Source organism: Corynebacterium drakensteinense, from assembly GCF_041224285.1.
Taxonomy (GTDB): domain Bacteria; phylum Actinomycetota; class Actinomycetes; order Mycobacteriales; family Mycobacteriaceae; genus Corynebacterium.
This window is the reverse complement of record NZ_JAXOFP010000023.1, coordinates 14529-34228: the sequence shown is the minus strand read 5'-3', so window position 1 is coordinate 34228 and position 19700 is coordinate 14529. Positions and strand designations below refer to the sequence as shown.

The window sequence follows — 19700 nt, the reverse complement described above, 5'->3', positions numbered from 1 at the left end:
GTTCCTTTTGGGAAATACTGCCGTAATAGCCCATTGGTGTTTTCATTAGTCCCTCGCTGCCAAGGCGAACCAGGCTCACAGAAATACACCGGGCAATCCGTAGCGATGCTAAAAGCTTTATGGCATGCCATTTCACTGCCTTGATCCCAGGTCAATGAACCTTTGAGGTGTTCAGGCAAAGTTCCTATCGCTTTGGCTAACGCTTCATTAACATCCAACGCACTATGACCGTTGGGTAGGTGCAGCAACATAACGTAACGGGTGCTGCGCTCGACTAGAGTACCGATCGCTGATTTATTTGATTTCCCTAAGATGAGATCGCCTTCCCAATGACCTGGGACACTTCACGATGATCGTTCCTACCAAGATGAAGGCGGGAAATGCGGTCACGGCGATGGCAGCAGAGCGGTCTTCAGAGGTTCTCATTGTCACGGTCGGTGGTCACTTTCTGAAATTTTGTTATTAACGAGCCGGTTGGGTAGGCCGTTCAGCATCACTGCCCGTCCGACGCACGATGGTGGCAAAGACTGCGCCGGTGATGTTGTGGACAATTGCAGCCACCACGCCCGGTAGTGCGGCTTCTGGACTGAAAAATTTTGCTGACATCGCCGAGGCCAAACCTGATTGCTGGCTACCGATTTCAATGGCGACGGTGCGGTTATACGACTGCGGCATGCCCATTAGTTTGCCACCAAGGTATCCCAGCACATACCCGATGAGATTATGCAGCAATACGGCGATCACCAGGACAAATCCGACTTGTGCCAAACGCTCTCCTGCACCTGCGACCATCGGAAACATCACCAGACAGATACCAATGATGGACACCCACGGCAGGATCGGAGTAATCCGGGTAATGAAGCTGTCGAAGAAATAGCGCAGCACCAAGCCACCCAGCACCGGAAGCAACACGGTTTGTACCAAGGTTTGGGCCATTCCGGCACCGTCGACGGCGATGTCTTCCCCGGCTAATGCCAGCATAAGCAATGGGGTCACAATCGGTGAGACCAGCGTGGATACTGAAGTCATCGCCACCGACAGTGCGACATCTCCCCGCGCCAAATACGCAATGACGTTCGAGGCTGTACCTCCAGAAACCGAACCCAGCATCAGCAGGCCAACGGCGAGTGCGGAATCCAGACCAAAAAGCTTGGCGACGCCCACCGCAAACAACGGCATAATCACGAACTGCCCGATCACGCCGAGAAAGATTGGCCACGGGCGACGGGCGATTTCCTGAAAATCCGGGATGGTGAGCGTCAACCCCATCGCGAAGAGAATCAGCATCAGGAAATACGTGATGTAATCCGCGAGCGGCAGAAACGGTGCCGGAAAGAAATACGCAATCGTGATCCCCACTAGAATGGCGATGGGGAACACGGTAACGGCAAGCTTCGCGGAACGATCCTCGGAGGTTTTCATTCAGACAGTATGACGGATCACACGCGCACTGTCAGTTCACAGACAATTTTCCGGGGATTTTTATTCAGGCGTCTCTAGAAACCTTCAGTCGGCTCTAGAAACCGCGCAATAACCCGCCGGGTGCTCTCAAGCGTCTTTAATCGCTTCAATACGATGATAGCTATCTGGAGCGTGCTCTAATTTCTTCTGCGCTAAATCCAAAAGTCGGTCGACTTCATAGGCATCCGCAGGATTATTTTCGAGCTCTTCCTGCAAATGCGTGCCAATGCCCATTGTCGTTCGCACCTGGTGCCAACGCAGCGACAGCTTGGTGAGGTCATTCATGCAATCCTGCGCAATGAGCTCGATCTGCTGATGCATTTTTTCGACATCGTTGCGCCTAGCAACGTTCTGCCAGACTTGGACGATCTTCGAGATGGCAAAAATGGGGCCGCCGAAAAGAATCGCAAAGCCAAGAACATAAACCAAAATCGTGACGGTCCACGCCAACGCAGCAAGCAACAGGACGATAACTAAAATTCCGAAAAACCCGACACGATTCATCAGAAAACTCCCCCGCTCGCGTCAAGCCAATAGTCGGACAGTGTTATCGCACCGCCGAGCACAAAGATCCCCAGGAACACTGCGGCAAGGGCAAAGAAGATCCAAGCAAAAGTTCGCACGATCGCTTGGGCTTTTGTCAGTCCCGGTTTTTCCTCAAGATCTTCCCGAATCAGATCGAGATCGCGAAAAAATTTCGCCAGCTCATCGAGGTTACGAATATTACTCCGGTGCAGGCGCACCCAGGACGGGTGCGGTACGCGAGGCTTGGTGGTTTCTGCCTTTCCGGTTTCGTCGGTCGTGCTCTCTAGTTCATTGCTCATGCCGCAAACTTATCGACGTGCGCGCACACCCATGACTGCATTACTGCTCACCATCGGCCATGCGTTCGAGTTTTTCACGCAGGCGCTGATCCTTTTTCTCCACATCTTGGGCCATTTTTTCTTGGTACTCGGCCATTGCCTGCACCAATTCTGGCTGCCCGGCAGACAAAATACGCACCGCTAAAAGCCCGGCGTTTTTCGCACCATCAATCGAGACCGTAGCCACCGGCACTCCCGCTGGCATCTGCACGATAGACAGCAAAGAATCCAATCCGTCTAGGTTCTTCAGTGCCCGGGGAATCCCGATCACGGGAAGCGGAGTGGCCGCGGCCACCATGCCCGGCAAATGAGCGGCACCGCCTGCGCACGCCACGATGCACTTCACACCACGGGTGTGAGCTTGTTTCGCATAAGCCAACATCTTCTCGGGAGTGCGATGTGCTGATACCACGCCGACTTCAAATCGCACCCCGAATTCCGCGAATACTTCTACGGCAGGCTTCACGGTTTCCCAATCAGAATCCGACCCCATGATCAGCCCAATCGCGGGGGTATGCTGTGTGGTTTCCTGGCTCATCTCCGATTACTCCTCATGCTCGTTGTGCCCATACGCTTGTGCTTATGCTCATTGCGCTGGCAAGCGGCGTTTTCGTACGCAGTTTCTGTTGGCGGTATTCAGCCTAGCCGGTGTAGCCATCGTCCCACCGGGCATTAATCACGAAATTCGCGGCCAATCTGGCTTGCCGACGTACTTCCGCAACGTCAGCCCGTCCGCTAATGTTCACATGCCCCATCTTGCGGCCCGGACGGTAATCCTTGCCATACAAATGCACCTTAGCCTGCGGGAAACGCTGCCACACTGCGTGCACACGTTCGCGCATCGGCATCTCCGGATCAGCCTCGCCCCCCAGTACATTCGCCATCACGGTCACTGGCTCGGTAGTCTCCGCTGCACCAAGCGGATAGTCCAGAACCGCCCGCAGGTGCTGTTCAAACTGCGACGTCACGCACCCATCTTGGCTCCAGTGCCCCGTGTTGTGCGGGCGCATCGCCAACTCGTTGACGCTCAACCGGTCGGTACCTGATTCATCAACATAATGGAACAATTCGACTGCCAAAACACCGGTCACATCCAGTTGCTCGGCAACGGTCACGGCCAGTTGTTCGGCTTCACTGCGCAGAGCTTCCGGCAGCCCCGGCGCAGGTGCAACGGCCTCGGCACACACTCCCCCGGCCTGCACCGATTCCACCACTGGCCAGGTCTGCAGCTGGCCGGATGGCGCACGCGCAACCATTGCTGAAAGCTCACTGACAAAATCCACCTTGGCTTCTGCCAGCAATTCGACATCTTCTGCCAGCAGTTCGTCGACAAGAGCGTCCAAGTGTGCTATCGATTCCGGGAACCAGACACCCTTGCCGTCGTATCCGCCACGGCAGGCTTTCAAGCAGACCTTACCGGCGTGCTCCTCCCAGAACGCACGGGCGGTCGCAGAATCGGTGATCGGTGCAAATGCTGGCACCGGTACGCCGAGGCTGTCTAGATTGCGGCGCATCACCAGTTTGTCCTGTGCGTTTTCCAGAGCATCAGGGCCTGGCTGAATGTTCACACCTTCCGCTTGTAGGGTGCGCAGGTGCTCTAGCGGCACGTGTTCATGATCAAAGGTGACGGCATCAGCACCTGCAGCAACGGCACGTAAATCATCCAAGTTACGGTAATCGCCGATGAACACGTCGCTGGTAACCTGGGCCGCCGAAGAATCCGGCTTGCCAGCTAAAACGCGTAAAGATTGGCCCAGCTCAGTAGCTGCCGGGGCCATCATGCGCGCGAGTTGACCGTCACCAACGACGGCAACGACTGGCAGATCAGCGGCAGGCGTCGATGCAGTTTGCGCAGCTGCAGCCTGGGATGGAGTCTGAGAATGCTCGGTTTGGGAAGATTCAGTCTGGGAAGCGTTAGTCACAAAAATCCATTGTAACCAGGCTCGCGCAGATCAAAAATATGGACGGCTAAAACCACAGCAGCACGGTTAGAAATACGGGCTCGGGTGCAAAGCAGCGTTGATCGCACCAACCACCTTTTTCGATTTCGGAACGCCGCCGAAATACAGCGGATACGAAAACCCGCGCACTGCCAAAGAAATCCCTTTGCGACGCCGGGCCACATCCAGCACCTGCCCTAAAGGAATGGAATCTACCTTCGCAGTCAGCTTGGCCGGGCGGGCGACGATCCTCTGGTTAGTCACGATGAAACGCTGTTTGCGACTGCGCAGCAACGGCAACACAAATCGCCATACCACCAAAACCAACCACACCGTCACCACACTGTTGCGCAGCAACGCGGGATCAAACACACCAGTAGCGAGTTCCGGCAGGTTATACGGGTTATCCAGCCAACCAATGCCCATCCAGGCCACCCCGGTAAGCAGTATGACTTCCAAAAACGGGAAGACCAGCGCGCTGGTTGGTGCAGTCATATCCACCAATACCTGCTCGTCTGGTTTGATCGCCAGCCCGCGGCCACCGCCAGTGCCCATGCCAGCCATTAGCTATATTTCCCGTCTTTCAAGCGCAGGTGGGAAACATCGCCTGCCGAAAACGCGATGCCGTCAATGCTGATGCGTCCGTCGTCAGTGACGGTATCCACGACACCCTCGACGGTTTCACTGTGGCTTTCCAGGCGCACCCGGCAGCCAATGGATGCGCAGGCATTACGGTAATCGTCCATCAGCTGCGGATCGTCGGCTTTCCACTGCTGCATACGGTTATAGAAATTGTGCAGCACATCCGTCGCGATCTGGGTGTGATCGGTGGATTTCCCCGCGATCCGCAGGCTAGTGGCGTGCGGTACCGGCAACTGGTCTTCGCCCAATTCCACGTTGATGCCCCACCCGACGACCACGCGCGCAGCAGGCGGAAGCTCACCGCTGGCTTCTGCCAAAATGCCGCACAATTTTTTCTCGCCCAGCAGCACGTCATTCGGCCATTTCACACGCGTGCCACTAATGGCATCGGCAACGGCAAGTCCCGCGGCCAGCGGAATAGTTCCCACGCGGTCCATCGAACTCGGCATGAGCAGCACCGACATCGCGATATTCGCCCCAGCAGGAGCTTCCCAGACGCGACCCAACCGCCCTTTACCAGCAGTTTGGTTCGTCGTAATGCGCACCGTCCAGGGGCCTGCATCGACGTCGGCAAGCAAATCTGTGTTCGTCGACGTGGTGGATTCCGCATAAGATACGGTCGCGAACTCCACGGCGTTGGCAAGTTGGCGGGCATCAAGACTCATGGGAAATATTCTACTGGTGCTACATTGCTTGCATGGCAAAAGTCACGTTTGAGTCGGTCACTATTCAGTACCCCGGCGCGGCGGCACCGTCGGTGTCATCGTTGGACCTGGAGATTGCCGACGGTGAATTCTTGGTACTCGTCGGGCCTTCGGGCTGCGGAAAATCCACGACGCTGCGTGCGCTCGCTGGGCTGGAAGATATCAGCTCCGGGCACATCCTCATCGGAGACAAAGACGTCACGGGTACCGAACCGGGCACGCGCGATATTGCGATGGTGTTTCAAAACTATGCGCTCTACCCGCACCTGACCGTGGAACAGAACATGGGTTTCGCGTTGAAGCTGGCGAAAGTTCCCAAAGCCGAGATCGCGAAAAAGGTTGCAGCCGCCGCCGAAACTCTGGGGCTGACGGACTTTCTCAAGCGCAAACCGAAAGAACTCTCCGGTGGTCAGCGTCAGCGCGTGGCCATGGGACGGGCGATCGTGCGCGAGCCGCAAGCGTTCTTGATGGACGAGCCATTGTCGAACCTGGATGCCAAGTTGCGCGTGCAAACCCGCTCCGAGCTGGCCGCGTTGCAGCAGCGCCTGGGCACAACCACCGTCTATGTCACCCACGACCAGGTGGAAGCGATGACAATGGGCGATCGCGTTGCCGTGCTCAAAGATGGTCTGCTGCAGCAAGTTGCACCACCGCGTGAGCTGTATGACCACCCCGCGAACGAGTTCGTCGCTGGGTTTATCGGCTCGCCTGCGATGAACATTTTTTCTGCCGCCGGTTCTATTGCCTATGGCGCCGATGGCGCCGGTGCCAATGACGCCAAGAGCACCAACGCTGGCGTGCATTTTGGCGTGCGCCCAGAAAACATGATGGCCCACGAGACAAGCACTGGGCTTTCCGATACCAGCAGCATCCCCGCTGGACATGCCACGATTTCCGGTGTCATCGAAATCGTCGAGGAGCTCGGCGCAGAATCATATATTTATGTCGCGCCAGATGGGTCCGCGCCGCACGCCCCGGCGACCACGAGTTCTACACAACGCTTCGTTGCCCGGTGGCAGGCAGATACACGCCCGCACCGTGGCCAGCAGGTGACTTTGTCCTACGACCCAGCAGAAGCGCACCGCTTCGATGCGAAGACCGGCCAAGCTCTCGGGCAAGCGCATTAGCCGCAATAGCCGCATTAGCCCAGCACCGCAGAACAACTTCACAGCACCACAGCCCCATAACGGGGGTAAATTTCCAGAATTTACCAATCTTTACTGTGGAATCAACTTAAAGTTAATACTCACGTGTCTGCCGATAGCCACTAATGAGCAATCCCCGCGGCACATCACACACCACTGACCAGAAAGGTGTTCGTTCCATGACCTCCAAGACGCTCCCATCCATTCGCGCCCTGTCCACCGGCCGCACCGGAAAGCTCGTCGCCACAGTTTTTGCTTCTTCGCTGGTGCTGACCGCCTGCTCCTCCGACGATTCTGCTGACAGCGCGGATTCCACCGGCGCAGATTCGTCGGCAGACGCCACCGCTGAATCTTCGGATTCCAGCGAAGAAGGCCGTGGTCCGATCACCTTCGCGATGGGCCGCAACGACACCGATAAGCTCACCCCGATCATCGAAAAATGGAACGAAGAGCACCCGGACGAGAAAGTCACCCTCGAAGAACTCGCCGGTGAAGCTGACGACCAGCGCGAAACCCTGGTGCAGTCGCTGCAAGCCGGCAACTCGGACTACGACGTCATGGCACTGGACGTCGTCTGGACCGCAGACTTCGCCGCGAACCAATGGTTGGAGCCACTGGAAGGCGACTACGAAGTAGACACCTCTGATCTCTTGGATGCCACTGTCGAATCGGCAACCTACCGCGATACGCTGTATGCCTTGCCGCAGAACACCAACGGCCAACTGTTGTTCCGCAACACGGAACTCGTTGATTCCGAGCCGGAAAACTTTGCTGATCTAGCGAGCTCCTGTGAGCAGCTGGACGACGCCGTCGAGTGCCTCACCCTGCAGCTGAAGCAATATGAAGGTCTCACCGTTAACACCATCGGATTCATTGAAGGTTGGGGCGGTCACGTGCTCGACGGTGACGATGTCGTCGTCGATAGCGATGAGGCGAAAGAAGGCCTGCAGGCGCTTGTCAACGCCTTCGAGGACGGCACTATCTCGTCGTCGTCGCTGTCTGCGACCGAAGAAGAAACCAACTTGGCGTTCACCGAAGGCGAAACCGCCTACGCCATCAACTGGCCATACATGTACACCAACGCAGAGGAAGCCTCTGCTACCGCCGACAAGTTCGAAGTCTCCCCGCTCGTCGGCAAGGATGGCGTCGGTGTCTCCACCCTGGGGGGCTACAACAACGGCATCAACGTCAACTCTGAGCACAAGAAGACCGCGCTGGACTTCATGAAGTTCATCATCAACGAGGAAAACCAGACCTCCTTCGCGGAAAACTCTTTCCCTCCAGTACTGGCCTCTATCTACGAGGATGACTCGTTGGTCGAGCAGTTCCCCTACTTGCCAGCTCTGAAGGAATCCCTGGAAAACGCAGCTCCGCGTCCAGTGTCTCCGTTCTACGAGGCTATTTCGAAGGCTATCCAGGACAACGCTTATGCCGCGTTGCAGGGTAACAAGCCTGTCGACGAGGCTATCGCCGACATGAAGAAGGCTATCGAGGCAGCTTCGCGCTAATATGCCCACTCGCAACACCTGGAGTTCGCAACTTCGGCAGGCTGGCTGGCTGATCGCCCCAGCGTTGATCGTGCTCGCCATCGTGATTGGTTATCCGGTGGTGCGCGCGGTCATTTTGTCGTTCCAAGGCAACCGGAAACTCGACCCAGAAACCGGTTTGTTCACCGAGGGTGGTTTCGCCGGCCTCGATAACTATTTGCTGTGGATCAACAACCGCTGCATGGGCGCGGACGGCATGGCGATTACCTGCCCGCCTGGTTCCCTGGCAACGGATTTCTGGCCGGCCGTTGGCATCACGCTGTTTTTCACCGTCGTCACGGTCAGCCTGGAGATCATCCTGGGCATGGCCATGGCTTTGATCATGAACGGCAAATACCGCGGGCGCGGGCTGGTGCGTGCTGCCGTGCTGATCCCGTGGGCGATTCCCACGGCGGTGACTGCCAAGCTGTGGCAGTTCATGTTCGCCAACCACGGCATCGTGAACTCCTTGCTGGGCGCGGATATTCACTGGACGACAGACCCCTGGGCGGCACGTTTTGCCGTGATCATCGCTGATGTGTGGAAGACCTCGCCGTTTATGGCTTTGCTGATCCTCGCTGGTCTGCAGATGATTCCGGACGAGGTCTATGATGCTGCCAAGGTCGACGGCGCCAGCCGCCTGCAACGCTTTTTCCGCATCACGCTGCCGTTGGTCAAGCCTGCACTTATGGTCGCGATCTTGTTCCGCACCTTGGATGCGCTGCGCATGTACGACCTGCCGGTAATCATGATTTCCGGATCCTCGAATTCGCCGACAGCGGTGATCTCACAGCTGGTGGTCGAGGACATGCGACAGGGTAATTTCAACTCGGCTTCTGCCCTCTCCACGCTGATCTTCCTGCTCATTTTCGCCGTGGCGTTTTTCATGATCCGCTTTTTGGGCGCGAATGTTTCTGGCAGTGACCGTAAGCGCACCCGCACCGGGCGGAACCGCATCCGGCGCAACCGCACACGCAACAGTGAGCAGCAAGCACACGCCAGCGACAATGCTGAACAGTCCCCGCAGGAGGTGTCGGCACAGTGACGACAGCAACGACAACACCGGCGCCCACAGCCAGCAAGCCGAAGAAGAAAGCACAGAGTGCGCATCGCGGCTCGGGGCTGTGGCACTACCTCGGTCTGGCGTTCATCATCTTCTGGGGCTTGGCCCCGTTTTATTGGATGGTGGTCACCGCGCTGCGCGATTCCAAGCACACCTTCGATACCACCCCATGGCCGACCCACATCACCCTGGATAACTTCGCGGATGCTCTAGCGACGGATAAGGGCAATGACTTCCTCGGCGCGATCTTCAACTCGCTACTGATTTCCTTGGCGACAACCGGTATTGCTGTCGCCGTCGGCGTGTTTACCGCCTATGCGATCGCACGCTTGGATTTCCCAGGCAAAGGTTTTATCACTGGCCTGATCCTGGCGGCCTCGATGTTCCCGGCCATCGCGCTGGTCACCCCGCTATTCCAGCTTTTCGGTGACTTGGAGTGGATCGGTAGCTACCGCGCGATGATCATCCCGAATATTTCTTTCGCACTCCCGCTGACCGTGTACACGTTGGTGTCATTTTTCCGGCAGTTACCGTGGGAGCTGGAAGAAGCCGCGCGCGTCGACGGCGCTTCCCGCGGGCAAGCATTCCGGCTGGTCTTGCTCCCTTTGGCGGCGCCTGCATTGTTCACCACAGCAATCATCGCGTTCATCACCACCTGGAATGAGTTCATGCTGGCTCGCCAACTGTCCAACCGTGATACTGAACCGGTTACCGTTGCGATCGCACGTTTTTCCGGTCCTTCGGCGTTCGAATATCCCTATGCCGCCACGATGGCTGCCGGCGCTTTGGTGACAATCCCGCTGATCATCATGGTGCTGGTTTTCCAGCACCGCATCGTCTCTGGCCTGACTGCCGGTGGCGTCAAGGCATAAGCACCTTTCATGTTTTCCAGCGATTCTGCACGTTCGGATAGTCGGGATGGGGCCAGCCAGCGCGAAAGCCTGATCTGGCAGACCATCGCTGGCTTCGTCGGATTTTTTACGCTGCTCGCTGGCATCCAGGCGGTGTGGAACCTTTTTCGCGAAGACCCGCAAGTGCTGCCCGCCGTCGTTTTCGCCGTGCTCCTCGCCGTCACTGTGCTGGTGTGGCGAGCACGCCCGCATTAATTCCAAATACAAGGAGAATCTCAGAGCATGTGGTATAAAAATGCGATTTTCTACCAGGCTTTAGTATCCGCCTTTTACGACGATGGTGGCCGGGGCACCGGGACCATCAGCGGGGTGACCGCGAAGCTGAACTATCTGCAGTGGTTGGGCGTCGACTGCATCTGGCTGCCGCCGTTTTTTGCTTCTCCTTTGCGTGACGACGGCTACGACGTTGCCGATTATCGCTCGATCTTGCCGGCGTATGGCAGCATGTCTGATCTGGAAGAACTACTTGACCAAGCCCATAAGCGCGGCATGAAGGTCATCACCGACTTGGCGTTGAACCACACTTCGAGCGATCACTATTGGTTCCAGGAATCACGCCGCGATCCCGACGGCCCCTATGGCGATTACTACGTGTGGGGCGATGATCCGCACCGCTACCCAGAAATTCGGGTGATTTTCACCGACGTCGAGACTTCCAATTGGGCCTACGATGAAGTCCGCGGGCAGTATTATTTCCACCGCTTTTATTCCCACCAGCCGGATCTCAACTACGATTGCCCGGCGGTGCACGAAGAGGTCTATTCCATCATTCGGTTTTGGATGGATAAGGGCTTGGATGGTTTCCGCCTCGATGCCATCCCCTACCTGTATGAGCGCGATGGGCAAGGCGGGGAATCTCTGCCGGAAACTCATGATTTCATTCGTTCGATTCGTAAGCTGCTGGATGCGGAATATCCGGAAGCGATCATGCTCGCTGAAGCGAACCAGCCACCAGCAAAGGTGGTGGAATTTTTCGGTGAGGGTAACGGCGATCAATTCCACATGTGCTTTAACTTCCCGCTGATGCCACGTATTTACCAGGCTGCCGCGCGCGGTGTGGCCGCACCGATCTCGGAGATCATGGCGGAGATGCCTGCGCTGCCCCCGACCGCACAGTGGGGAACCTTTTTGCGTAACCACGACGAGTTGACGTTGGAAATGGTCGACGACGCCGAACGCGAGTTGATGTATGACATGTACGCGCCGGATCCGCAGATGCGGGCGCACGTCGGCATTTCTCGTCGTCTAGCACCCTTGCTCGGCGGCGATCGCAACAAGCTTGAGCTGTTCAAAGCGCTATTGCTAGCGATGCCGGGCTCGCCGTTTATTTATTACGGTGATGAGATCGGGATGGGCGAAAACCTGTATTTGCCCGATCGCGATTCTGTGCGCACGCCGATGCAGTGGTCGAGCGCGCCCAATGCCGGTTTTTCCACCGCCGAACCAGAGGCTTTACGACGCCCGGTGATCGCGAATGAGCGCTTCGGCTATCAAGCGGTCAACGTTTCTGCGCAGCTGCACTTGGATAATTCGCTGTTGCGCTGGTTCCGCGATCTCATTCAGATCCGCAAGGCGCACCCGGCTTTTGGCGAGGGCGCATATCACGAAATCGAGCAGGCTGGCGACAACCTGGCCGCTGGTGGCAACCCTGCGATTTTAGCCTTCACCCGCGCCTGCGGTGCCGCCGAAGGTGCGGCCGGTCCAGCCGTCGACAAGCGTGAGCAGCATGGCTCGGAAACAGAAGTCGTGCTCTGCGTGTTTAATTTCGCGGATTCCGCGCAAGCAGCACACCTGGATTTATCGGCTTTTGCTGGGTGTACTCCAGTGGAGCTTTCGGGTGGCGCGCACTTTCCGCAATGCGGCGAACAACCCTGGACGGTGATGTTGCCGCCGCATGGTTTTTATTGGTTCGTGCTGCGCGACTAGCCATGTGAGGAATTTCACTCACAAATAAACGTGCTTTCTGTCGCAAAACTCCTTTATAGTCTAAACATGACTATTTCCTCACCTTTGGAGAACTTAGCCGCGGAAACCACCGCAGAAAAGATCGCTGACCTCAAACGTCGCCGGGAAGAAGCCCACGCCCCGATGGGGAGCGGCGCGCATGAGAAAGTACGATCCCAACAGCGGCTGACCGCACGCGACCGGCTGGATTATCTGCTCGATGAAGGCTCGTTTGTTGAAACTGACCAGCTCGCCCGTCACCGCACGCAGGATTTCGGCATGGGAGCGCGTCGCCCAGTCACCGACGGCATCGTCACCGGCTGGGGCACCATAGACGGCCGCGAAGTCTGCATCTTCTCGCAAGACGGCACGGTTTTCGGCGGCGCGCTCGGTGAGGTCTACGGCGAGAAAATGGTGAAAATCCAGGAACTCGCCATCACCACTGGGCGCCCACTGATCGGCCTCTACGAGGGCGCGGGAGCGCGCATCCAAGACGGCGTGGTCTCGCTCGACTGGATCGCGCAAACCTTTTATCAAAACATCCAGGCTTCTGGCGTCGTCCCGCAGATCTCGGTGATCATGGGCGCTTGCGCGGGAGGTAACGCCTACTCTCCTGCCCTGACCGATTTCGTGGTGATGGTCGATAAAAAATCCAAGATGTTCGTTACCGGCCCCGATGTAATCAAGACTGTTACCGGCGAAGAAATCACCCAGGAAGAACTCGGTGGCGCATCGGCCCACATGGGACTGGCCGGCAACTCGCACTACACCGCCGAAACCGACGAAGAGGCTCTAGACTGGGTGCACGACCTGGTTAGCTACCTGCCAACCTCAAACCGGGTGAGCCCGCCGCGTGAGCCACACATGGTAGAGACCGGCAGTATCGAAGATAACCTCTCCGATGCTGATCACTCACTCGATTCCATCATCCCAGATTCCCCCACCCAGCCTTACGAGGTACGCGAGGTTATCGAAGCGCTTTCCGACGATGGCGAGTATTTGGAGATCCAGGAAAAGCGCGCAGAAAACGTCGTCATCGCTTTTGGGCGCATCGAAGGACAAACCGTCGGCTTCGTCGCCAACCAGCCGCAGGTATTTGCTGGTTGCCTGGACATCGACTCTTCGGAAAAGGCAGCCCGCTTCATCCGCACGTGCGACGCATTCAATATCCCGATCGTGTTGCTCGTCGACGTCCCCGGCTTTTTGCCGGGAGCTTCGCAAGAATACGGCGGTATCCTGCGTCGTGGCGCGAAACTGCTGTACGCCTACGGCGAGGCCAGCGTTCCGAAAATCACCGTCACCATGCGCAAGGCCTACGGCGGCGCCTACTGCGTGATGGGCTCGAAAGGCCTGGGCGCCGACGTCAACCTAGCTTGGCCGACCGCGCAGATCGCGGTGATGGGCGCTGCCGGCGCGGTGGGCTTCATTCACCGCAAAGAGTTGAAAAAGGCCGCCGACGAAGGTCTAGATACCGTCGCCCTGGCAGCCTCGTTTGAGCGGGAATATGAAGACTTCATGCTCAACCCGTATAAAGCTGCCGAACGTGGCCTGATCGATGCGGTAATTTTACCGAGCGAAACCCGCGGCACGATCGCACGCAACCTGCGCCTGTACGCCGATAAATCGATCGCTCGCCCGGCGCGCAAGCACGGCAATATCCCGCTGTAAGCGGCATCGCATGAACACTATGATGCTCCACCACATTTCCCTAGCAAATATTTAGTTTTTCGAAAGGATTAGACAATATGTCTGCTATCTCCATCGCACCCGCACACTCTCCACTGCTGCACATCACCAAGGGCAACCCATCCGACGAACAACTGGCCGCGCTCTCGGCAATCGTGTCCTCCCTAGCTGCCCGCCCCGCACGCAGCAGCAACGCGCGCACCCCACAAACCCGCCGCCTGGTTGCAGACATCGGACGAGAATTCCAGCCACTACAGTTCCCCCACGTGCGCTTCTACTAAACCCCGCCGCGACGACGCTGCCGCTAGGCAGCCGCTTGCCCACTATCCACCGTTTTGATCCAGCTCACACCGCACACGACGCAATTCGAAGCGCACTGAGTTTAAGGCACGCGCACCGTTGAGATTTTGCTACCATTTCACGGTTTGGTACCCATTATCTAAACTAGACAATTATGACTGCTTCCCAACCGGATATGACTACCACCGCAGGCAAGCTCGCCGACCTTGCCCAGCGACTAGAAAACGCAGCACAGCCTGTTGGCGCTCAGGCCGTCGACAAGCGCCACAAGGCCGGACAGCTCACCGCACGTGAGCGCGCAGAGCGCGTCTTGGACCCGGATTCCTTCGTCGAAACGGACGCGCTAGCCCGCCACCGCGTGAGTGATTTCGACCTTGAGCACAACAAGCCACTGACCGACGGCGTGGTCACCGGCTACGGCACCATCGGTGGGCGGCGCGTCTGCGTATATTCGCAAGATAACTCGGTATTTTCCGGACAATTGGGCGAAGTCTATGGCGAAAAGATCTGCAAGATCTACCAGCTAGCTACCAAGACTGGCCAGCCGATCATCGCTATCCACGAAGGCACCGGCCCGCGTCTGGCCGAAGGCGTGGTCACCCTAGCGATGTATTCCAAGATTCTGTCGCATATGACGGCAGCGTCTGGGGTCATCCCACAGATTTCTGTGGTCACCGGCCAGACCACCGGCTTGCACGCTTTCGGGCCTGCACTGTCAGATATCGTGATCATGGTCGATGGCGATTCCAGCCTGCACCACGCCAGCGAGGAAGCCATCGCACACGCCACGGGAACACGTTTGGATACGCAGTCGTTGGGAAGCGCGCATATCCACTCCACCGAATCTGGCACCTGCCACCTGCGGGCAGAGTCTGACGAGGAGGCTTTACAGATCGCCCGCACGGTCATCGGTTACCTGCCTGTCAACAACATGGCCGAGGCGTTGCGCACCGAGGCCGAAATTCAGGTGGGTTCGGTCCAAGACAATGTCACCGATACGGATTACCAGCTGGATAATCTCATCCCCGATGATGCCTATGCCTCCTACGATGTGCGCGAGATCTTGGAGATAGTCACCGACGACGGCATCTTCGAATTGCAGCAGGATTACGCGCCGAATATCGTCACCGCTTTTGCGCATATCGAAGGCCGCGCTGTCGGAATCATCGCTAACCAGTCTGCACACCAGTCGGGTGTATTGACATCGGCGGCTGCAGAAAAAGCCGCACGCTTTATTCGCACCTGCGATGCCTTCAATACGCCGATCATCGAATTCGTCGATGCGATGGATTTCGTGCACAGCGCCGACGAAGAGCGCTCCGGTCTGTTGCGTCGGGGCGTCAAACTGGCCTATGCCTACGCCGAGGCCACCGTTCCGAAGATCACCGTGATCCTGCGCAAAGCCTTTGGTTCTGCATATGTGTTCATGGGTGCCAAAGATCTTGGCGCTGACCTGGTGTATGCCTGGCCCACCGCGCAAATCGCGATCGCCGAGGCCGCCGAAACCGCACGCGGGATTTTTGGTTCTGCTGATGCTGAACAGCTTGCAGCCAAGACCGAAGAGATGGAAGAAAAATTCATTCACCCTTATGCCGCTGCAGAACGCGGCTATGTGGACGCGGTGATCCCGCCGAATGAAACCCGTGGACAACTCGTCGAGGCGTTGCGCATGTTGGGCCGGAAAGTCGTGATGAACCCACAGAAAAAGCACGGCAACATCACGCTGTAACAAATACCTCGCGCAGCGAGATGTGTTTATTAGCAATCGCCGCCACGAGAACCTGGAGAAGCAGTGGAATCTTATTCTGTCATTAATGGCACCCTGAGCGATGGTGAACTCACCGCGCTTACAGTCGTCATCGGAAAATTAGATGCCCGCGCACGCGCCGAAGCCGCCGGCGTGCATGCTCCTCACAATCGCTGGGGCACCGGCCGTGTACTGGGAGGTCGCCCGTTGTACAACCCGTCTGCCTACCGGAATGTGCATTTTGACTAACCCACAGCAATCATCGCAGCAACAACCGCAGCCACGCATTGTGCTTGCCTCCCAGTCGCCATCGCGGGCTGGGATTTTGCGTTCCGCTGGGGTTGAACCTGTCATCGCCCCGGCTGATGTCGACGAGACTGCCATTCAACGCCAGCTTGCCGGTTCCACCCCCGCCGAGGTAGTCACTGCCCTCGCCCAGGCGAAAGCGCAAGCCATCGCGGCTGCCTACCCAGATGACGTGGTGATCGGTGGCGATTCCATGTTGCTTCTCGACGGGCAGCTGCAGGGCAAACCGCACACCGAGCAGGCCACCGTTGAGCGCTGGCACGCCCAGGCTGGGCGTCGTGCAGAGCTGCTGACCGGCCATTGCCTGCTTTACGACGGCGAAGTCTACACCGAGGCCGCCACCACCAAGATTGCATTTGCACAAGCCAACGCAGAAGATATCGCTGCCTACGCTGCCACCGGCGAGCCGTGGGAGTGTGCCGGAGCATTCACGCTCGAGGCACTCGGCGGTTGGTTTATCGAGCGCATCGACGGCGATCCGTCGTCAGTCATTGGTCTCTCGCTGCCAGTAGTGCGCCGCGCGCTGTACCACTTTGGGTTCGGCGTTGCCGATTTCTGGAACCGGTGATTCTGGAACCGGTGATACAGAGCGATTCTGCACGCCCCCACCTTCAGGCAGGAACCACGTATTCTCCAGTATTCTAAGGGGCATGGAAATGAAAGATATGCTCGCCCCAGAACCAATCAAACTACCCGCTGATCCTGCCCAAGAACAGGATTTGCAGGCAGCCGAAACCGCGCTGAATTTTCCGGAAAGCCCGCTGGTCTGGGCATTCCGTGCCGAAGAAACGCTGAAGATGGTCAGCGAAAACGAAGCCGAATCGGTCTCGTCGCTATGGGCCTCGCAAGCCACCGCAGAAGGCTTATCACGCAACGAAGCAAAGCTGATCGCCTATTCGTGCGCGCGCACCGGATACCACCGCGGGTTAGACTGCTTGCGTGCCAATGGCTGGAAAGGCTGGGGCCCGGTACCGTTTTCCCACGAACCGAACCAGGGCGTACTGCGCGCGATCGCCGCGTTGGCCTTGGCCTCACAAGCAATTGGCGATGACGATGAATACGATCGCTGCCGCCAAATGCTGTCTGATGCCGATCCCGGTAGCGTCGAAAAGCTCCTGGGATAAGCGCTTACTACCAGCAGAGTGCTCAGGCCTAGTGCGAAGCTTTCGCCGCCCGGGCCTCCACCCGAGAGATTACCTCGGCAGCAATCTTTTCTTGAATACCGGATTCCAGCTGTGAGCTAAACCCGACGCAGGAACAGTTGATCTCGCCGAGCACATACGAATCACGGGAACTAGCGGCACCTTCTACATTTTCTGCACCTTCTGTACCTTCTGCACCGTCGTCGCCGTCGGCAAGAATGAAATCCGCGGTCCACAACAACGGCATGGTGCCACCCAATTCGCCACCGAGCCGTTCGGCGATCACCGGGCGATAGCGCTCGAATACCTCCAACAGATCCGGCCACGCCCCCGGCGTGTTGTGGGTGTAGTGCGCGCCAGAAAACAGCGTTGCAGAGAAGTTATTACCACCAGCGGCGGGTTTCTTGTGAATCACCGAGACCGGGTTATCGCCGACCACCAGAACACGGATTTCGCCTTCGACGATGCGCGGCAAAAAGCGCATGTCGACGAGCATGCCGGACTCGCCATCCAAGTATTGCTCACAACGCGACATGAACTCGGCAAGGCTGTGGGTCTCTGTGTGGTTATCCACTGCTTCGGTGCAGATCACCTGGGCATCATCTGCTACGGCTTCGCCAGCTGCTGGGCGGGCGGATTCGTCGGCAAGCTGCACCCGCCAGATTCCTTCACCCGTCGAGCCGCGGTTTTGCTTGAGCACCCGCTCGCCGCGAGCCAAGGAAATCGGGAATGCTTGGCGGAAGCTTGCAACGTCGTAATACGCCGCGGTATCTGCAGGTACCAGCGCGGTGTCGTTGAGCTTGACCAGCGCGTCCTTGGCACCATACGCCAACATTTCCGCCGGGCGAGAAAACCCAGCCAGCCCGCCGTCGGCAAGCCTTTCCAGCAGCGCGAAATAGCCGTCCTCGCCGCCCGGGATATTGCCTGGGTTCACGCGCGAGATATAAGCATCAAACGAACCCGAGACATAGTCGAAAATCTTCTCTGTCCACTCCGGACGGTAAACAACTACTTCGGCGTGCCAACCAGCTGCTTGTAGCGCCGCAATAATCGGCTTGGTGTCCACACGGTTTCCGTGGATGGTTTTGTCATTGCCACCTTCGACTTCGAAGATGACAACAGCACGGTGCATAGCGTGCTGTGTGGCGTCGGGAATTGTTTTATGCATGTCGAGTCCTTTACTGCGATGTTTTCGATAAGATTTATGGAGTGTACTTTCCCGCCGTCTGAAAGGCTGACCCGTGGCTATTGCTTTCGATAACCATCCCTCGTTTCGGGAATATGCGGACCCTGGGCGGTTGGTTTCTGCTTCGTGGCTATCCGCCCGCTTAGGTGTGAACGGTTTGCACGTCGTTGAGTGTAATGAAGATTCCGTACTTTATAACATCGGCCATCTACCTTCGGCTTTGCGCATCAATCCAGAAGAATTGATTGATCCGACAACGCTGGACATCATCGACGGAGACGGCTTCGCAGCTTTGCTTTCACGCCTGGGAATCAACCGCGATGACACCGTGGTCTTTTACGGCGATCGCGGTAACCGCTGGGCATGTTTTGCGCTGTGGGTTTTCGAGTTATTCGGCCACCCGGATACCCGCATTTTGGATGGCGGGCGCGAAGGTTGGATGCAAGAAGAACGCGATACCTCGCTCAGCCCCGCGTTGGTGTTACAGCCGTCGAATTATCCGGTGTGCGAGCGTGACGACGCCGCTGCACGAGTTTTTGTCGACGAGCTTGCCGACGACGATGCTCTCAATGCCATCGATGTTCGCTCTGCCGCAGAATTTTCTGGTCTCACCAGCGAGCGCGAGGCCGTAGTGCACGAGGTCGGCAGTGGCCCTGGGGCTGTGTTGACTCGCCGGCACGGCCATGTGCCAGGCGCGGTGCACCTTCCCTGGAAATCTTTACTGACAGCAAACGGCATGTTCCGCTCGAAAGCTGATTTGGACAAGCTCTGGCCGGCGAAATCCAGCGTGATTTATTCGCAGGTGGGCGCGCGTGCAGCCCTGGTGTGGTTCGTGGGCAAGTTTTTGCTGGGGCATGATTCCACCCGAATTTACGACGGTGGCTGGTCAGAGTGGGGAAATATGATCGGCATGCCGATTGAACAGGGTGCGGCAGACGCCTAAACGGCGGAACAACCCCGCGCAGCGCCACGCATCATCGCACAATGACCACGCTGCGCGAATTGTGTTTTTGTGCTTTTTCCACCACGATTGTGGACACGACGCAAAACCTGATGGTTTTCTCATGTTTTGGTGTGTAAGAATAGACTGAACGAGTTGTGCGGCGCAGTTCGCGCAAAAATTGTGCTTATACG

The 19700-nt window shown here is 57.5% G+C and carries 21 protein-coding genes and 1 pseudogene; 13 read left to right on the top strand and 9 right to left on the bottom strand.

What is annotated here, in order from left to right:
* The 8 genes and pseudogenes from U1140_RS10440 to U1140_RS10405 all read right to left on the bottom strand — a co-directional run.
* Window positions 1-344: pseudogene (locus U1140_RS10440) on the bottom strand (IS30 family transposase); the annotation flags it as partial.
* A 118-nt stretch (window positions 345-462) separates the two neighbouring features.
* On the bottom strand, window positions 463-1422 hold the full coding sequence (locus U1140_RS10435) for a bile acid:sodium symporter family protein (protein WP_369847717.1): 960 nt from the start codon (window positions 1420-1422) through the stop codon (window positions 463-465).
* Window positions 1423-1548: 126 nt separating this feature from the next.
* A complete protein-coding gene (locus tag U1140_RS10430; RefSeq protein ID WP_369847715.1) occupies window positions 1549-1965 on the bottom strand; it encodes a hypothetical protein in 417 nt (138 codons plus the stop codon).
* A complete protein-coding gene (locus tag U1140_RS10425; protein WP_369847714.1) occupies window positions 1965-2285 on the bottom strand; it encodes a hypothetical protein in 321 nt (106 codons plus the stop codon). The genes U1140_RS10430 and U1140_RS10425 overlap by 1 nt, the downstream gene beginning before the upstream one ends.
* Before the next feature lie 40 nt (window positions 2286-2325).
* Window positions 2326-2862: a 5-(carboxyamino)imidazole ribonucleotide mutase gene (purE, locus tag U1140_RS10420; protein WP_369847712.1), complete on the bottom strand. Its 537-nt coding sequence runs from the start codon at window positions 2860-2862 to the stop codon at window positions 2326-2328.
* Between the two features lie 103 nt (window positions 2863-2965).
* Entirely contained in the window at window positions 2966-4246 is a 1281-nt protein-coding gene (locus tag U1140_RS10415) for a 5-(carboxyamino)imidazole ribonucleotide synthase (protein ID WP_369847709.1), read from the bottom strand.
* 66 nt (window positions 4247-4312) lie between these two features.
* Complete coding sequence (locus U1140_RS10410) at window positions 4313-4828, bottom strand: hypothetical protein (protein ID WP_369847707.1); 516 nt, start codon at window positions 4826-4828, stop codon at window positions 4313-4315.
* On the bottom strand, window positions 4828-5571 hold the full coding sequence (locus U1140_RS10405; protein ID WP_369847705.1) for a biotin--[acetyl-CoA-carboxylase] ligase: 744 nt from the start codon (window positions 5569-5571) through the stop codon (window positions 4828-4830). The genes U1140_RS10410 and U1140_RS10405 overlap by 1 nt, the downstream gene beginning before the upstream one ends.
* A 32-nt stretch (window positions 5572-5603) precedes the next feature.
* Here U1140_RS10405 and U1140_RS10400 point away from each other — a divergent pair, with 32 nt between their 5' ends.
* The 12 genes from U1140_RS10400 to U1140_RS10345 all read left to right on the top strand — a co-directional run bounded on the left by U1140_RS10400 (window position 5604) and on the right by U1140_RS10345 (window position 17362).
* Window positions 5604-6737, top strand: coding sequence for an ABC transporter ATP-binding protein (locus U1140_RS10400; protein ID WP_369847703.1), 1134 nt, complete (start codon window positions 5604-5606; stop codon window positions 6735-6737).
* A 197-nt stretch (window positions 6738-6934) separates the two neighbouring features.
* The gene (locus tag U1140_RS10395; protein WP_369847701.1) at window positions 6935-8263 is read left to right on the top strand and encodes an ABC transporter substrate-binding protein; all 1329 of its coding nucleotides are present in this window, start codon (window positions 6935-6937) and stop codon (window positions 8261-8263) included.
* A 1-nt stretch (window position 8264) separates the two neighbouring features.
* The gene (locus tag U1140_RS10390; RefSeq protein WP_369847699.1) at window positions 8265-9326 is read left to right on the top strand and encodes a carbohydrate ABC transporter permease; all 1062 of its coding nucleotides are present in this window, start codon (window positions 8265-8267) and stop codon (window positions 9324-9326) included.
* A gap of 77 nt (window positions 9327-9403) precedes the next feature.
* The gene (locus tag U1140_RS10385; protein WP_369847725.1) at window positions 9404-10216 is read left to right on the top strand and encodes a carbohydrate ABC transporter permease; all 813 of its coding nucleotides are present in this window, start codon (window positions 9404-9406) and stop codon (window positions 10214-10216) included.
* A 9-nt stretch (window positions 10217-10225) separates the two neighbouring features.
* The gene (locus tag U1140_RS10380; protein ID WP_369847697.1) at window positions 10226-10450 is read left to right on the top strand and encodes a hypothetical protein; all 225 of its coding nucleotides are present in this window, start codon (window positions 10226-10228) and stop codon (window positions 10448-10450) included.
* A 27-nt stretch (window positions 10451-10477) separates the two neighbouring features.
* Window positions 10478-12181: a maltose alpha-D-glucosyltransferase gene (gene treS, locus U1140_RS10375; RefSeq protein ID WP_369847694.1), complete on the top strand. Its 1704-nt coding sequence runs from the start codon at window positions 10478-10480 to the stop codon at window positions 12179-12181.
* Between the two features lie 66 nt (window positions 12182-12247).
* Window positions 12248-13867, top strand: a complete 1620-nt coding sequence (locus tag U1140_RS10370) for an acyl-CoA carboxylase subunit beta (protein WP_369847692.1) — start codon at window positions 12248-12250, stop codon at window positions 13865-13867.
* Between the two features lie 77 nt (window positions 13868-13944).
* Entirely contained in the window at window positions 13945-14166 is a 222-nt protein-coding gene (locus U1140_RS10365; protein ID WP_369847690.1) for an acyl-CoA carboxylase subunit epsilon, read from the top strand.
* A 173-nt stretch (window positions 14167-14339) separates the two neighbouring features.
* Window positions 14340-15914, top strand: a complete 1575-nt coding sequence (locus tag U1140_RS10360; protein ID WP_369847689.1) for an acyl-CoA carboxylase subunit beta — start codon at window positions 14340-14342, stop codon at window positions 15912-15914.
* Between the two features lie 63 nt (window positions 15915-15977).
* Window positions 15978-16181, top strand: coding sequence for an acyl-CoA carboxylase epsilon subunit (locus U1140_RS10355; RefSeq protein ID WP_369847687.1), 204 nt, complete (start codon window positions 15978-15980; stop codon window positions 16179-16181).
* Window positions 16174-16806 (top strand): Maf family protein, encoded by a 633-nt coding sequence (locus U1140_RS10350; protein ID WP_369847685.1) that lies wholly within the window; start codon window positions 16174-16176, stop codon window positions 16804-16806. Before U1140_RS10355 ends, U1140_RS10350 begins: the two co-directional genes overlap by 8 nt.
* Before the next feature lie 82 nt (window positions 16807-16888).
* Window positions 16889-17362 carry a DUF3151 domain-containing protein gene (locus U1140_RS10345; RefSeq protein WP_369847683.1) on the top strand — a complete coding sequence of 158 codons (474 nt, stop codon included), beginning with the start codon at window positions 16889-16891 and terminating at the stop codon, window positions 17360-17362.
* A 28-nt stretch (window positions 17363-17390) separates the two neighbouring features.
* Here U1140_RS10345 and U1140_RS10340 read toward each other — a convergent pair whose 3' ends face one another.
* A complete protein-coding gene (locus U1140_RS10340; protein WP_369847723.1) occupies window positions 17391-18512 on the bottom strand; it encodes a Cj0069 family protein in 1122 nt (373 codons plus the stop codon).
* A gap of 109 nt (window positions 18513-18621) precedes the next feature.
* On the opposite strand from U1140_RS10340, the gene U1140_RS10335 reads away from it, so the two are divergent.
* Window positions 18622-19509 carry a sulfurtransferase gene (locus U1140_RS10335; RefSeq protein ID WP_369847681.1) on the top strand — a complete coding sequence of 296 codons (888 nt, stop codon included), beginning with the start codon at window positions 18622-18624 and terminating at the stop codon, window positions 19507-19509.
* Window positions 19510-19700: the final 191 nt, after the last annotated feature.